This window comes from Aquabacterium sp. OR-4, from assembly GCF_025290835.2.
Lineage (GTDB): Bacteria > Pseudomonadota > Gammaproteobacteria > Burkholderiales > Burkholderiaceae_C > Pseudaquabacterium.
Genome location: NZ_JAOCQD020000001.1, coordinates 1,097,453 through 1,110,621, shown reverse-complemented (window position 1 = coordinate 1,110,621; position 13,169 = coordinate 1,097,453). Strand labels below are relative to the sequence as shown.

General features: G+C 70.9%; 13 protein-coding genes. 2 read left to right on the top strand and 11 right to left on the bottom strand.

Annotation, left to right across the window (positions count from 1 at the left end; all coding sequences use genetic code 11):
- Window positions 1-5 precede the first annotated feature (5 nt).
- Genes N4G63_RS04700 through N4G63_RS04655 form a run of 10 tightly spaced genes read right to left on the bottom strand, consistent with a single transcriptional unit; the run spans window position 6 to window position 9,801 of the window.
- Window positions 6-602 (bottom strand): sugar transferase, encoded by a 597-nt coding sequence (locus N4G63_RS04700; RefSeq protein ID WP_260790657.1) that lies wholly within the window; start codon window positions 600-602, stop codon window positions 6-8.
- Window positions 603-650: 48 nt separating this feature from the next.
- Window positions 651-1,841, bottom strand: coding sequence for a DegT/DnrJ/EryC1/StrS family aminotransferase (locus tag N4G63_RS04695; protein ID WP_260790401.1), 1,191 nt, complete (start codon window positions 1,839-1,841; stop codon window positions 651-653).
- Between the two features lie 10 nt (window positions 1,842-1,851).
- Complete coding sequence (locus N4G63_RS04690; protein WP_314599396.1) at window positions 1,852-2,580, bottom strand: class I SAM-dependent methyltransferase; 729 nt, start codon at window positions 2,578-2,580, stop codon at window positions 1,852-1,854.
- Window positions 2,577-3,830, bottom strand: a complete 1,254-nt coding sequence (locus tag N4G63_RS04685; protein WP_260790399.1) for a glycosyltransferase family 4 protein — start codon at window positions 3,828-3,830, stop codon at window positions 2,577-2,579. Before N4G63_RS04685 ends, N4G63_RS04690 begins: the two co-directional genes overlap by 4 nt.
- Complete coding sequence (locus N4G63_RS04680) at window positions 3,827-5,071, bottom strand: glycosyltransferase (protein WP_314599395.1); 1,245 nt, start codon at window positions 5,069-5,071, stop codon at window positions 3,827-3,829. The genes N4G63_RS04685 and N4G63_RS04680 overlap by 4 nt, the downstream gene beginning before the upstream one ends.
- Window positions 5,068-5,688, bottom strand: coding sequence for an acyltransferase (locus tag N4G63_RS04675; RefSeq protein ID WP_314599394.1), 621 nt, complete (start codon window positions 5,686-5,688; stop codon window positions 5,068-5,070). The genes N4G63_RS04680 and N4G63_RS04675 overlap by 4 nt, the downstream gene beginning before the upstream one ends.
- 1 nt (window position 5,689) lies before the next feature.
- Window positions 5,690-6,937, bottom strand: a complete 1,248-nt coding sequence (locus N4G63_RS04670; protein WP_260790395.1) for a lipopolysaccharide biosynthesis protein — start codon at window positions 6,935-6,937, stop codon at window positions 5,690-5,692.
- 40 nt (window positions 6,938-6,977) lie between these two features.
- Window positions 6,978-8,120: a DegT/DnrJ/EryC1/StrS family aminotransferase gene (locus tag N4G63_RS04665; protein WP_260790394.1), complete on the bottom strand. Its 1,143-nt coding sequence runs from the start codon at window positions 8,118-8,120 to the stop codon at window positions 6,978-6,980.
- Window positions 8,121-8,128: 8 nt separating this feature from the next.
- Complete coding sequence (locus tag N4G63_RS04660; RefSeq protein ID WP_260790393.1) at window positions 8,129-8,734, bottom strand: acyltransferase; 606 nt, start codon at window positions 8,732-8,734, stop codon at window positions 8,129-8,131.
- Between the two features lie 2 nt (window positions 8,735-8,736).
- Window positions 8,737-9,801 carry a Gfo/Idh/MocA family protein gene (locus N4G63_RS04655; protein WP_260790655.1) on the bottom strand — a complete coding sequence of 355 codons (1,065 nt, stop codon included), beginning with the start codon at window positions 9,799-9,801 and terminating at the stop codon, window positions 8,737-8,739.
- Window positions 9,802-9,892: 91 nt separating this feature from the next.
- Here N4G63_RS04655 and lysS point away from each other — a divergent pair, with 91 nt between their 5' ends.
- Window positions 9,893-11,443, top strand: a complete 1,551-nt coding sequence (gene lysS, locus N4G63_RS04650; RefSeq protein ID WP_260790392.1) for a lysine--tRNA ligase — start codon at window positions 9,893-9,895, stop codon at window positions 11,441-11,443.
- Window positions 11,444-11,693: 250 nt separating this feature from the next.
- Window positions 11,694-12,284, top strand: a complete 591-nt coding sequence (locus N4G63_RS04645) for a pyridoxamine 5'-phosphate oxidase family protein (protein WP_260790391.1) — start codon at window positions 11,694-11,696, stop codon at window positions 12,282-12,284.
- A gap of 56 nt (window positions 12,285-12,340) precedes the next feature.
- On the opposite strand, the gene N4G63_RS04640 is transcribed toward N4G63_RS04645, so the two are convergent.
- Entirely contained in the window at window positions 12,341-13,123 is a 783-nt protein-coding gene (locus N4G63_RS04640) for an enoyl-CoA hydratase (protein ID WP_260790390.1), read from the bottom strand.
- Window positions 13,124-13,169 lie beyond the last annotated feature (46 nt).

Sequence of the window (13,169 nt, the reverse complement as noted above, 5' to 3'; positions counted from 1 at the left end):
TTGTCTCAGCGCGCCAGCAGCACCCGCAGCGTGCGCCACAGCACAGCCACATCGCTGGCCAATGTGGCGTGGCGCGCATAGTCGGCCTGCAGGGCCAGCTTGACGGGCAGGATCTGCTCGACGTAGGTGCGCTCGGGGTCGGCGGCGGTGGCCAGGTGGGTGGCTTCGTCCAGCCCGGCCAGCGACGCCGGATCGGTGATGCCTGGGCGCACCGCCAGCACCTGCTGGCGCAGCGCCTCAGGGTAATGCGCCACGTACTGCGGCACCTCGGGCCGCGGGCCCACCAGGCTCATCGTGCCCTGCAGCACATCGATGAATTGCGGCAGCTCGTCGATGCGGTGGTGGCGCAGCCAGTGGCCGGCGCGGGTGATGCGCGGGTCGCGCCCCACGGTCACGGCCGGGCCCAGCGCTGGTGCGTCCACGCGCATGGTACGGAACTTGTGGATGCGAAACCCGCGGCCGCCGCGCCCCACCCGTTCTTGCCGGAAGAACACCGGCCCCGGCGAATCGAGCTTGATCCACATTGCCACGCCCAGCAGCACCGGCGCCAGCAGCAGCAGGGCTGCGGCGGCGCCGATCAGGTCAAACAGGCGCTTGGCCATGGACATCGACATGGGGCGAATGCGGCGCTCCGGCGTCGTACCGGTGGCTCAAGCCGCCAGCAGGCCGCGCACGGCGCCGATCACGCGTTCGGTGTCGGCATCGCCCATGCGGCTGTACAGCGGCAGGCTCAGCATGCCCTCGTAGGCGCGCTGGCTGTGCGGAAAGCCGGCCGCTTGCAGCGCATAGCGCTCGCGCCAGTAGGGCTGCAGGTGCAGCGGGATGTAGTGCACGCTGCAGCCGATGCCCTGGGCGAACAGGCGCTCGATCAGCGCATCGCGGCCCAGCGGCGCGCCTTCGGCCAGGCGCAACGCATACAGGTGCCAGGCATGGGTCTGGCCGGCCGGCGGCTCGGGCGCCAGCAGCACCGGCAGGTCGGCGAAGGCGGCGTTGTAGCGCCGCGCGATCTCGGCGCGCCGCTGCTGGAACGCCCTCGCCTTCTTCAGCTGGTGGATGCCCAGCGCCGCCGCAATGTCGGTCAGGTTGTACTTGAAGCCTGGCGCCACGATCTCGTAGTACCAGCTGGGCACCTTGGCGGTGAAGCGGTCGAAGGCGTCGCGGCTCATGCCGTGCAGGCGCATCACCTTGGCGCGCTTGGCCAAGGCCTCGTCACGCGTGACCAGCATGCCGCCTTCACCGGTGGTGATGGTCTTGTTGGCGTAGAAGCTGAACACCGTGGCGTCGCTGTCCAGCGTGCCCACCAGGCGGCCGCCGCTGGTGCTGGGCAGGGCGTGGGCGGCGTCTTCCACCACCTTCAGGCCGTGCTTCTTGGCGATGGCCAGGATGGCCGGCATGTCGGCGGCCAGGCCGGCGTAGTGCACCGGCATGATGGCCTTGGTGCGCGGGGTGATGGCCGCCTCGATCAGGGCCGGGTCGATGTTCAGCGTGACCGGGTCGATGTCCACCAGCTTGACGTCGGCGCCCAGGTAGCGCACCACCTCGGCCGTGGCCGTGAAGGTGTGGGTGGTGGTGATCACCTCGTCGCCGGGGCCGATGCCGATGGCCTCGAGCGCCAGGTGCAGGCCGGCGGTGGCCGAGTTGACGGCGATGCAGTGCAGGCCGGCCGGGTCTTCGCCGCTGCCTGCGGTGAGAAAGGCGGCGAAGTCGCTCTCGAATCGCTTGGCCTTGGGGCCGGTGGTGACCCAGCCGCTCCTGAGCGTGTCCACCACTTCGGCGATTTCTTCATCGCCGATCTCGGGCAGGGCAAAGGGCAGGAAAGGCAGTTCGGTCGGGTCGCTCATGATGACGGTCTCAGGGGGTCTTTTCCAGCCAGGCCAGCACATGCGTGCGCAGCAGCGGCAGGGCATTGAACACGGGGTACAGCCCGGGATGCAGCGGGCACACGGCGCGCGCGATGGGCGGTGCCAGCGTGACGCGGCGATGCGTGATGCGGGCCTGCGGAAACAGGCGCTGCACGCGCGCCAGCGGCATGCCGCGCACGTCGGGGTTGCGTGGATTGTCGACGGTGAAGTCGTACCACAGCACGCCGCCGCCCGGCGCCACCCAGTGCCACATGGCGTCGGCCAGGCGCTGCTGGAAGGCGTCGTCCAGCAGCGAGCTGAACACGGTGCTCTGCAGCACGATGTGCTGGCTGTCGGGGGCGATGTCCAGCGTGCTGGCATCACCGCCGTGCAGGGCCACGGCCGCCGGCAGCACGGCGCGCGCCTGGGCCAGGCGCTCGGGCAGCAGCTCGGCGCCGCTCAGGTGGGCCGGTGCAAAGCCCAGGCGCAGCAGCTCGAGCAAGTTGCCGCCGGCGCCGCAGCCCACCTCCAGCACGCGCAGGCTGGGCAGATCGGTCAGCCCGGCGCGCACCAGCAGGCGCAGCATGGCGCGCTGGCGCTCCTGCACCATCTGCCAGACCTCGGGGCGCAGCAGGCTGTAGCGGTCGGCCGGCAGGCCGGCTCGCCGCGCATAGCGGGCGGCCACGGCCGCGGTCTCGGCGCCCTGTTCAGCACCGTGTTTAGCATTGTGCCCGGTCATGGTGCGGCCCCCGCCGGGCGCGCGCCGGCCACGGCCTGCAGAAAACGCTGCGCAAGCACCGGATAGGTGTGGTGGGCCAGCACAAAGGCACGGCCACGCTCGCCCATCTCGCGGCGCTCGTCGGCGCCGAGTGCGGCCAGCTGGCGCAGGCCGCGGGCCACGGCCTCGGGGTCTTGCGGCGGCACGGTCAGGCCGCAGCCGCTTTCGGCCACCGGGTCGTTGCCGGCGTCCACGCTGTGCAGCACGGCGCAGCGGGCCATCATGTAGTCCATCAGCTTGTTGGGCGCGATGCCGAAGCGGTAGATCGGCACGCGCTGCCAGCCGATGTAGGCGATGTCCACCGCCGCCAGCATGGCCGGCACCTGGGCCTTGGGGATGGGCGGGAGCAGCGTCACGTTGACCAGGCCCTCGTCGGCCACACGCCGGGCCAGGCGGGCGCGCTCGTGGCCATCGCCCACCATCACGATGGCGATGGGCTCGCCCTGCAGCTGCCTGGCGGCATCCAGCAGCACGTCCAGCGCATTGGGCAGCCCCATCGAGCCGGCATAGCCCACCACGCTGCGGCCGGCCGCGCGCTGGGCGGCGATGGCGCTGGCCACGTCGTCGCGCAGCGCGGGCGGCTGGCCCTGCCATTCGTCGAGCGTGATGCCGTTGGGCACGATGTGCAGCTTGCGCAGGTCGAGCCCGCGGCTGGCCATGTAGCGGTGCACCTTGGGCAGCATGCTCACCACCAGGTCGGCGTCGCGGTAGGCATCGTCCTCGGCCTTTTGCACCAGGCGGATGAAGGGGTGGCGCGGCGACATGCCCGACAGCTCGATCGGGCTCAGCGGCCACAGGTCGTGCACCTCGAAGGCCAGCACCGCGCCGGCCTGGCGGGCGATGCGGCGCGCCACCCACATGTCCATCGGGTAGGTGCTGCTGGCGATCACCAGCCCGGGGCGGAACTCGCGCACCAGGCGCGGCGTATGGCGCCACAGCTGCGACAGGAAGGCCCAGATGTTCTTCACCCGGCCCAGGCCGTTGCCCTGGTAGGGCGGCGTGGGCAGCCAGCGGTAGGCGATGCCGTCGATCAGCTCGTCGGTCATCACGCCGTCGGTGTGCGGCTGGCGTGCGCGCACATGCGAAAAATCGGCCGCCACCATCTGCACCCGGTGGCCGGCGCGCACCCATTCGCGGGCCAGGTAGTAGGGCCGGTACTCCATGCCCAGGGCCGGGCTGCCGGCGTAGTGGTTGAGGTACAGGATGTTCATCGGCGTCCCTTCGGGCGAAGGGCGGCGGTGGGCGCGTCGCTGGCGGCAGCGGCCTGGTCGGCCGCCTGGCTGGCGGCGGTGGCGCGCGCGGTGGCGGCCTCGATGTCAAACGGGGTCACATGCGGCGGCTCGTTGCGCGCGGTCGGCTCGGCGCGGATGTGGCCGGTGGGGTCGGCATCGATCTCGCGCAGCCGCGCCAGAAAGCGCTGCACCCAGGGCATGAACATGGCGTGCGCGGCCACCCAGTCGTGGTTGGCCTGGGCGATGGCGTCGCGGTTCTTCAGCAGGGGCTGCAGATCGGCCAGCGAGACCATGCCGCCGGCGGGCAGGATCAGGCCGTTTTCGCCCGGCCGCACCAGCTCGTGGTTGGCCGGCAGGTCCGACAGGATCGGGATGCAGCCATGGGCCATGGCCTCGAGCACCGACACCGCCACCGAGTCGCTGGTGGGCAGGCTGAGGTACCAGCGCGCCCGGGCATAGTGGCGCGCCTGGGCGGCGGCATCGAGCCGGCCGACGAACTTGATCCTCTCTTTCAGCTTGGCCTGCTCGGCCAGCCGCTCCAGCTCGGCGCGCATTGATCCGGTGTTGGCCATCACCAACTCGGTGCCCGGCCATTCGGCGGCGACGGCGGCAAACACGGCCAGCACACGCTGCGGCGCATACACAGCCTCGAGCCCGCGGTTGGCAAAAAACACGTGGCCTTGCTTGTGCTCGGGCGATGGCAGCGCGGGCAGCGTCTCCAGGCCGAACGGAAAGGTCATCACCTCGCCGGCCCCCAGCGCGCGCATGTGCCAGGCCATGTGGTCGGAATCGCTGGTGGTCAGGGCGCAGGCCTTGAGCACCTGGCAGGTCACCCAGCGCATCAGGCCGCCACGCTTGGGCGTGACCAGGATGTCGGACCCCCAGGCCGAGCCCACCAGCCGGCCCGGCGCGCCCAGCCAGCGCGTGGCCAGCCAGGCCAGCGTGCCATGCGAGGTGAGGTAGTGCGCGTGGATCCAGTCGGCCTTGACCCGCTCGAGCCAGCCAGTCAGCGCCGGCAGGTGCTTGAGCAGGCCGAAGTTGCCGCCCTTGAACTGCGGCGTCGTGCCCAGCGAGAGCCGCCGCGATTCGGGCACCAGGCCGTCAAAGCCCGGCAGAAAACCGCGCGACGAGGCCGCCCACAGCTCGACCTCGGGCGCCAGCGCGCGGGCCCATTTCAGCAGGTGCGGGCTTTCGCCGTCGCCAAACAGCACCAGCCTCATCGCGCCGCCTCGTCAGCTTGGCTGCCGGGCAGCTCGCCGGCCCATTGCAGGTAGTGCGGCTGCAATTCGGGGTGGCGGGCCAGGTGCGGCGCATCCATGCGCCGGGTGTCGCCCACCCGGCGTGCCGGGTTGCCGGCGATCACCGAGAAATCGTCGAAGCTGCCGCTGACCAGGCTGTAGGCCGACACCAGGCAGCCACGGCCCAGCCGGGTGCCTGGCAGCAGCGTGGCGTGGGCGCCGATGAAGCAGTACGGCCCGATCGACACCGGCGCCTCGAAGTAGGCGGCCTTGTCGGCCACCTCGACATAGCTGCGCCCATAAAGGCGCACCGCCACATGGCTGGAGTGGGTGAAGATGCCGGTGAAGAAGCCGATCTGGCAGCCCTCGCCGATCGACAGGCCGTAGGTGGCATCGAGCACGCTGAAGTGGCCGATGAAGACATGGTCGCCCACCTGCAGGCGCTCGGGCGCAAAGATGAAGCTCTGGTTGCTGATGCGGGTGTGGGTCAGGTACTCGCCGTCACCGCGGATCCAGCCACCCACCACGCGCGGGCCGGTCGCCCGCGAGATCAGGCGCTTGAGGGGCAGCCAGGCACGTTGCCACAGCGTTGCTTTCACCTCAGCCCTCCTGCACGGCCACCGGCCAGGTGGCCAGCTTCAGAAAGTACCAGCCAAAGTACACGGCCATGGCCAGCGAGACCGCCCAGCCGGCGCCGCGCAGGCCATCCCAGTGCAGGCCGGTGGCCAGCGCCGCCACGAACAGGCCCTGGCCCACCAGGGCCAGCTTCAGCGCCCAGGCCTGGGCGTCCCAGGCCAGCGTGACCACGCCCAGCGGCGAAGCCACGAAGTGCAGGCCGATGTAGAGCGCCAGCGCGCGGCCCAGCGTGCCGGCATCGGCCCAGGCCGGCCCGAAGGCCCACACGAACAGCGGCGGCGCCACCGCCCACAGCAGCAGCACCAGCGGCACGGCCACCGCCGCCAGCAGCAGCATGGTGCGCAGCACCAGCGCACGCCCGGCCGGCGTGCAGCCCGCCTGCGCCAGCCGCGGATGCAGGGCCTGCGACACCGCGCTGCCCACCAGCGTGGCCGGCGCCTTCAGGTAGCGCAGCGCCAGGCCCCAGACACCGGCCGCGGCCGCACCCAGCTGCGCGGCGATCAGGGCCACGGCCACGGTGTCTTGCAGCGCGCCCAGAAAGGCGTGCGGCGTGTTCAGCAGCGGGTAGTGGCGGTAGCGGCGCGCGGCGGCGCGCCAATCGGGCGGCAGCGGGCCTTCCGGTGCATTGCCGATGGGGGCCGGCAACCGCGCCGACCTCGCGGCAAGGCCACCCAGCGCCGCCCAGGCCGCCATCACCGCCACCAGGGCGCCAACGATCAGGCCCTGCACGCCGCCATGCACCAGGCCGGCGCCCACCTGGCCCAGCGCGCCGCCGCCATGCTGCAGCACGCGGGCCGTGGCCAGGGGCTTGAATTGCTGTGCCCGCGTGGCCAGCAGCGTGGCCAGCGACAGCTGGCCCAGCGCACCCACGCTGGCCGGCAGCCACAGCGGCCACACGGCGCCCAGCGCCACCGCCCAGGCCACGGCCACGGCCAGGGTGATCACCACCACCAGCCCCAGCACGCGCTGGCACAGGTGGCGCAGCGCGCGGGCCTCGGCCTCATCGGCGGCCATCGGCAGCGCAAACTCGTAGCGCCCGCAGGCCACCACGGCGATGTTGGCCGCCACCGCGGCAAACAGGTGGTACTGGCCGTAGTTCTCGGGCGTGTACAGCCGGGTCAGCCAGGGGCCCAGCAAGAGCGGCAAGGCCTGCGCCAGCGCACCACCGGCCAGCAGGGTGAAGACGGCGCGGCGCAGGCCGGTGCGGGACATGGGTGCGTCGCTGCGCGGGCAGGGCGGGCGCGGGCTGCGCTCAGGCCGGCTGGGCCAGGCCGGCAGCGCCGGCCACGGCCGCCACGCCAGCGCAGGCCTGGGCCAGGGCGTCGACCACGCGCTGCTGGTCGGCATCGCCCAGGTCGGCGCTCATCGGCAGGCTCATCACGCGCTGCGCGGCGGCAATCGAGGCCGGATGGGCCAACGGATCGCAACCCGCGGCGTAGGCCGGCTGGTGGTGCAGCGGCTTGGGGTAGTGGATGGCGGTGGGCACGCCGGCGGCCTGCAGGGCCTGCTGCACGGCGGCGCGGTGATCCAGCATCACGGTGTACTGCGCCCACACGCAGTCGCGATCGGGGCGCACGGCCAGCAACTGCACCGGCGCGCCGCTGCGGCGGATCAGTTCGCCATACCGATCGCCCAGCTGCTTGCGGCGTGCGATCTCCCAGTCAAAACGCTCGAGCTTGCCCAGCACCACCGCGCACTGCAGCGTGTCCATGCGCCCGCCCAGGCCCAGGCGGGTGTGGGTGTAGCGCGCGCTCTGGCCATGCACGCGGATCTCGCGCGCGGCCTGGGCGATGGCATCGTCGTTGGTGAACAGCGCGCCGCCGTCGCCATAGCAGCCCAGCGGCTTGCTCGGAAAGAAGCTGGTGCAGCCGATGGTGCTGACGGCGCAGCTCGCTTTTGCCTGGTACGAGGCGCCGAAGCTCTGCGCGGCGTCCTCGATCACCGCCAGCCCGTGGCGCGCCGCGATGGCATTGATCTCGGCCATGTCGGCCACCTGGCCGTACAGGCTCACCGGCATGATGGCGCGGGTGCGCGGCGTGATCGCGGCCTCGATCAGCGTGGCGTCGATGTTGCAGGTGTCGGGCTCGATGTCCACATACACCGGCTGGCCACCCAGCAGCACGATCACCTCGGCCGTGGCGGCAAAGGTGAAGGGCGTGGTGATGACCTCGTCGCCCGGCTTCAGGTCGAGCGCCATCAAGGCGATCAGCAGCGCCTCGGTGCCGCTGGCCACGGCCACGCAGTGCCTTGCGCCGGTGCGGGCCGCCAGCGCCTTCTCCATTTCGGCCACCTCGGGGCCCATGATGTACTGGCCATGGTCGAGCACGCGCTGGATGCGTGCGTCGATGCTGGCCTTCAGCGCCTGGTACTGGGTCTTGAGGTCGGTGAATTGCATGGTGGGGTTCAGTCCAGGCAGGAAAGCTCGGTGCCGTCGAGCCGGTAGCGCTCGCCGGTGGCGGGGCAGCTGGCTTCAACGCCTTGACCGGCCGGCGCGCTGACCGGCAGGGCCAGCCGCTCGCCATGCCGGCTCATCCAGCCGATCTGCCGGGCCGGCACGCCGACCATCAGCGCATAGGGCTTCACGTCGCGGCTGACCACCGCGCCAGCGCCCACAAAGGCGTACTCGCCCACCGTGCTGCCGCACACGATGGTGCAGTTGGCGCCCAGCGTGGCGCCGCGCTGGACCAGCGTGCGGCGGTACTCGGCCTTGCGCACCACCGCGCTGCGCGGGTTGAACACATTGGTGAACACCATGCTGGGGCCGCAGAACACGTCGTCCTCCAGCGTCACGGCGTCGTAGACGCTGACGTTGTTCTGGATCTTGACGTTGTTGCCGATGGCCACGTCGTTGCCGACGAACACGTTCTGCCCGAACGAGCAGCCGGCGCCGATGCGCGCGCCGCCCGAGATGTGCACCCAGTGCCAGACGCGGCAGCCCTCGCCGAGCTGCGCGCCCTCGTCGACGAGGGCGGTGGGGTGGATGGTGGTGGGGCTTGCAGCCGTGGCCAAGATCAATACTCCAACGGCAGATTGATCTTCTTGCCGTCGCGCGCCGAGCGGTACATCGCGATCAGCAGCTCCAGGCTCTTGAGGCCCTCGCGGCCATCGGTCTCGGCCTCGCATTCGCCGCGCAGGGTGCGGATCACGTTGTCGTAGTACAGCGGATGGCCGAAGCCGTAGACGCTGGTGGTCTGGTAGCTGGCCTCGTCGATGCCGGCGTCCATCTCGTGCGGCTGGTCGAACTCCCAGTGCTCGATCTTGTTCACCGCCACGCCGCCCACGCGCACCGTGCCGTGCTCGCCCAGGATGGTGATCGAGCCCTCGAAGTTCTTCGGGTGGGTGAGCATCGTGACGTTGACCGAGCCCATCGCGCCGTTGCGCCACTTCAGCGCGGCCACGCCGCTGTCCTCGACCTCGATGTTGCGCGCCAGCGTGCCGGTGTAGGCCATCACGCTTTCCACCGGGCCGATCAGCCAGTCGAGCAGGTCGATGTAGTGGCTGGCCTGGTTCATGAACGCGCCGCCGTCGAACTCCCAGGTGCCGCGCCACTCGGCGCTGTCGTAGTAGCTCTGCGGCCGGTTCCAGAAGACGTTCAGCGTGACCATGTAGATGCGGCCGAAGCGCCCGGCGCTGATCGCCTGGCGCAGCAGCTGCAGCGTGCGGTTGCGCCGGTTCTGCTTGACGACGAACAGGCGCACGCCGGCGTCGTCGCAGGCCTTGACCATGGCCAGGCCATCGGCCCAGCGCGTGGCCATGGGCTTTTCGGTCATCACGTGCACGCCGGCCTGCGCGGCCTCGGCCGCCTGGCGTGCATGCAGGCCGCTGGGCGTGGTGAGCACCACGCAGTCCAGCCCCAGCGGGCCGGCCTCGGCCAGCAGCTCGGCGTAGCTGGCAAAGCCGCGCGCACCGGTGCGCTGCCGGGCAGCGGCCAGCGCGGCGGGATCGGTGTCGCACACGGCCACCAGCTCGGCGCGCTCGGCATGGCGCGCGACCGAGTCCATGTGGTTGGCCGCAATGCGGCCGCAGCCGGCCAGCGCGAAACGGATCTTGCGATCGGTGATGACGGGATGCGTCAGGTGCACAGACAGCCCCAGGCGAAAGTCAACCGGTCATTATCGCCGAGGCCCCGCCTACAATTCGGGGTTTGCCCCGACTCTTCCCGCAGCCATGACCACCGCGACCCCGGCCCACGCATCCCAGCCCGATCCGCAGCACCCGGACGACAACAAGCTGATCGCCGAGCGCCGCGAAAAACTGGCCGCCATCCGCGCCCGCGGCGTGGCCTTCCCGAACGATTTCAAGCCCCGGCACCACGCCTCGGCGCTGCAGGCCCAGTACGGCGTGCTGGACAACGAGACGCTCGAGCCCCAGGCCGTGGCCGTGGCCGTGGCCGGGCGCATGATGCTCAAGCGCGTGATGGGCAAGGCCAGCTTCGCCACCCTGCAGGACGGCTCGACCAGCGCGGTCAGCGTCGGCCAGCAGGGCCGCATCCAGCTGTTCATCAGCAAGGACGGCGTGGGCGAAGCCGCCTACGAGCAGTTCAAGACGCTGGACCTCGGCGACATCCTGGGCGCCGAAGGCACGCTGTTCAAGACCCGCACCGGCGAGCTGTCGATCAAGGTCAGCACGCTGCGCCTGCTGACCAAGAGCCTGCGCCCACTGCCCGACAAGTTCCACGGCATGGCCGACCAGGAGCAGAAGTACCGCCAGCGCTATGTCGACCTGATCAGCGACGAGAACGCCCGCGCCCGCTTCACTGCGCGCAGCAAGGCGGTGAGCTCGATCCGCAGCTTCATGGTCGAGCACGGCTTCCTCGAGGTCGAGACGCCGATGCTGCACCCCATCCCGGGCGGCGCCAATGCACGGCCCTTCACCACCCACCACAACGCGCTGGACCAGGAGATGTTCCTGCGCATCGCGCCCGAGCTGTACCTCAAGCGCCTGGTGGTGGGCGGCTTCGAGCGCGTGTTCGAGATCAACCGCAACTTCCGCAACGAAGGCATCAGTGTTCGGCACAACCCCGAATTCACGATGATGGAGTTCTATGCGGCCTACTGGAACCATCACGACCTGATGGACTTCACCGAGGCCGTGCTGCGCCACGCCGCGGTGGCCGCCACCGGCAGCGCCCGCATCACCTACGCCGACAAGCCGGTGCACCTGGACGAGCCCTTCGCCCGCCTGAGCGTGCGCGACAGCCTGGTGGCGCATGCCGGCCTCACCGAGGCCGAGGCCGACTCGGCCGAGGCCGTGCACGCCAAGCTCAAGAGCCTGGGCGAAGAGCCGCCCAAGCACTGGGGCCTGGCGCAGCTGCAGTTCGGCCTGTTCGAGGCCGCGGTGGAAGACAAGCTGTGGCAGCCCACCTTCATCATCGACTACCCGGTCGAGGTGAGCCCGCTGGCCCGCGCGTCTGACAGCAACCCGGCCATCACCGAGCGCTTCGAGCTGTTCATCACCGGGCGCGAGTTCGGCAACGGCTTCAGTGAGCTGAACGACGCCGAGGACCAGGCTGCGCGCTTCCAGAGCCAGGTGGCCAACAAGGAGGCCGGCGACGACGAGGCGATGTTCTTCGACGCCGACTTCATCCGCGCGCTCGAATACGGCATGCCCCCCACCGGCGGCTGCGGCATCGGCATCGACCGGCTGATGATGCTGATCACCGATTCGCCCAGCATCCGCGACGTGATCCTGTTCCCGGCGCTGCGCCGCGAGGGCTGAAGCCGGCGCCGCAGTGGCGGCGCACGCCCCCTCGCCCCCTCGCCCCCTCGCCCCCCCGGGCGGCCCCGGCCCGTTGGCCCCGCAGGCCGCCCGGCACTGCGCGGCATGGCCCGGCACGGCCCCATGCGGCCCGCACACTTTCTGCGTTGGGTCAGGCTTTGTGTCGGGCCTGCGCGTCACAATGCGCGCTTCGGGTGACATCGAGCCCGGCGGCCGCCCTGGCGAGCTGAGGACCGAGGAGACACATTCGATGACCGAGCGGCTCACGTCGCTGGATCGCATCCACGCGGCCTGCTGGCAGGAGCTGGAGGCGGCCACGCGCACCCGCGGCCACGGCTGGCGGCTGCTGGCGCTGGCCAGCCTGGCGCCGCCCGACCACGCCGGCGAGCCGCCGGTGGCCGATGTGCGCACCGTGGTGCTGCGCGAGGTGCAGGCCGACGCGCGCCAGCTGGTGATCTACACCGACAGCCGCTCGCCCAAGCTGGCCCAGATCCGCAGCCAGCCGCAGGTCACCGCCATGTGCTGGAGCCCGGCCCTGAGCTGGCAGCTGCGCCTGCGCGCGCGCCTGACGGTCGACACCGACGGCCTGGGCGTCTCGTCGCGCTGGGCGCGGCTGAAGATGCACCCGTCGGCGCAGGATTACCTCTCGCCGCTGCCGCCCGGCGCCGCGCTCGACACCCCGGCGCAGCAGGCGCCGCCGGCACCCGACCGCGGCTCGCGCGAGTTTTTTGCGGTGATCTTCGCCACGGTCGAGCGCATCGACTGGCTCGAACTGCACGCCGAAGGCCACCGCCGGGCGGTGTTCGATGACCACGGCGCGGGGCACTGGGTCACGCCCTGAGGCCTGCCGCAGCGGCGCGGCCCCGCCCAGGGGCTTTGCCGGCCGCTGCGGGCGGCTTACTTGAACGCCGGCTTGCGCTTGTTGAGGAAGGCGTCCATGCCCTCCACCTGGTCGGGCGTGCCGAACATGGCGTGGAACATGCGGCGTTCGAACATGATGCCGTCGGCCAGCGTGCCTTCATAGGCGCGGTTCACGCATTCCTTGGCCGCCAGCACGCTGGCCAGGCCCATGCCGCAGATGGTGTCGGCCGCGGCCAGTGCCTCGTCCAGCAGCTTGTCGGCCGGCACCACGCGGCTCACCAGGCCGGCCCGCTCGGCTTCTTCGGCGCCCATCATGCGGGCGGTGAGCGCCAGGTCCATGGCCTTGGCCTTGCCCACCGCGCGCGGCAGGCGCTGCGTGCCGCCAGCGCCGGGGATCACGCCCAGCTTGATCTCGGGCTGGCCGAACTTGGCCGAATCGGCAGCGATCACGATGTCGCACATCATCGCCAGCTCGCAGCCGCCGCCCAGCGCAAAGCCGGCCACCGCGGCGATCACCGGCTTGCGGATCGTGCGGATGGTTTCCCAGTTGCGGGTGATCAGGTCTCCGGTGTAGGCCTTGATGAAGTCGTGCTGGGCCAGCACGCCGATGTCGGCACCGGCGGCAAAGGCCTTCTCGCTGCCGGTGATGACGATGGCGCCGATGCCGGCATCGGCATCGGCCGCCTTCAGCGCGGCGCCCAGCTCGTCCATCAGCTGGTCGTTCAGCGCATTCAGCGCCTTGGGGCGGTTCAGCGTGATCAGCAGCGTGCGGCGGCTGCCGTCGCCACGCAGTTCGGTCAACAGGGTTTCGTAGCTCATCGCGGGCTCGTCCGGGGTTGGGGTGAAGAAGAAGCGGCGGTCAAAA

What these genes read in the sequence shown, in the direction of transcription:
- N4G63_RS04700 (WP_260790657.1), bottom strand. Translation starts at nt 602, where the DNA reads ATGGCCAAGCGCCTGTTTGACCTGATCGGCGCCGCCGCAGCCCTGCTG.
- N4G63_RS04695 (WP_260790401.1), bottom strand. Translation starts at nt 1,841, where the DNA reads ATGAGCGACCCGACCGAACTGCCTTTCCTGCCCTTTGCCCTGCCCGAG.
- N4G63_RS04690 (WP_314599396.1), bottom strand. Translation starts at nt 2,580, where the DNA reads ATGACCGGGCACAATGCTAAACACGGTGCTGAACAGGGCGCCGAGACC.
- N4G63_RS04685 (WP_260790399.1), bottom strand. Translation starts at nt 3,830, where the DNA reads ATGAACATCCTGTACCTCAACCACTACGCCGGCAGCCCGGCCCTGGGC.
- N4G63_RS04680 (WP_314599395.1), bottom strand. Translation starts at nt 5,071, where the DNA reads ATGAGGCTGGTGCTGTTTGGCGACGGCGAAAGCCCGCACCTGCTGAAA.
- N4G63_RS04670 (WP_260790395.1), bottom strand. Translation starts at nt 6,937, where the DNA reads ATGTCCCGCACCGGCCTGCGCCGCGCCGTCTTCACCCTGCTGGCCGGT.
- N4G63_RS04665 (WP_260790394.1), bottom strand. Translation starts at nt 8,120, where the DNA reads ATGCAATTCACCGACCTCAAGACCCAGTACCAGGCGCTGAAGGCCAGC.
- lysS (WP_260790392.1), top strand. Translation starts at nt 9,893, where the DNA reads ATGACCACCGCGACCCCGGCCCACGCATCCCAGCCCGATCCGCAGCAC.
- N4G63_RS04645 (WP_260790391.1), top strand. Translation starts at nt 11,694, where the DNA reads ATGACCGAGCGGCTCACGTCGCTGGATCGCATCCACGCGGCCTGCTGG.
- N4G63_RS04640 (WP_260790390.1), bottom strand. Translation starts at nt 13,123, where the DNA reads ATGAGCTACGAAACCCTGTTGACCGAACTGCGTGGCGACGGCAGCCGC.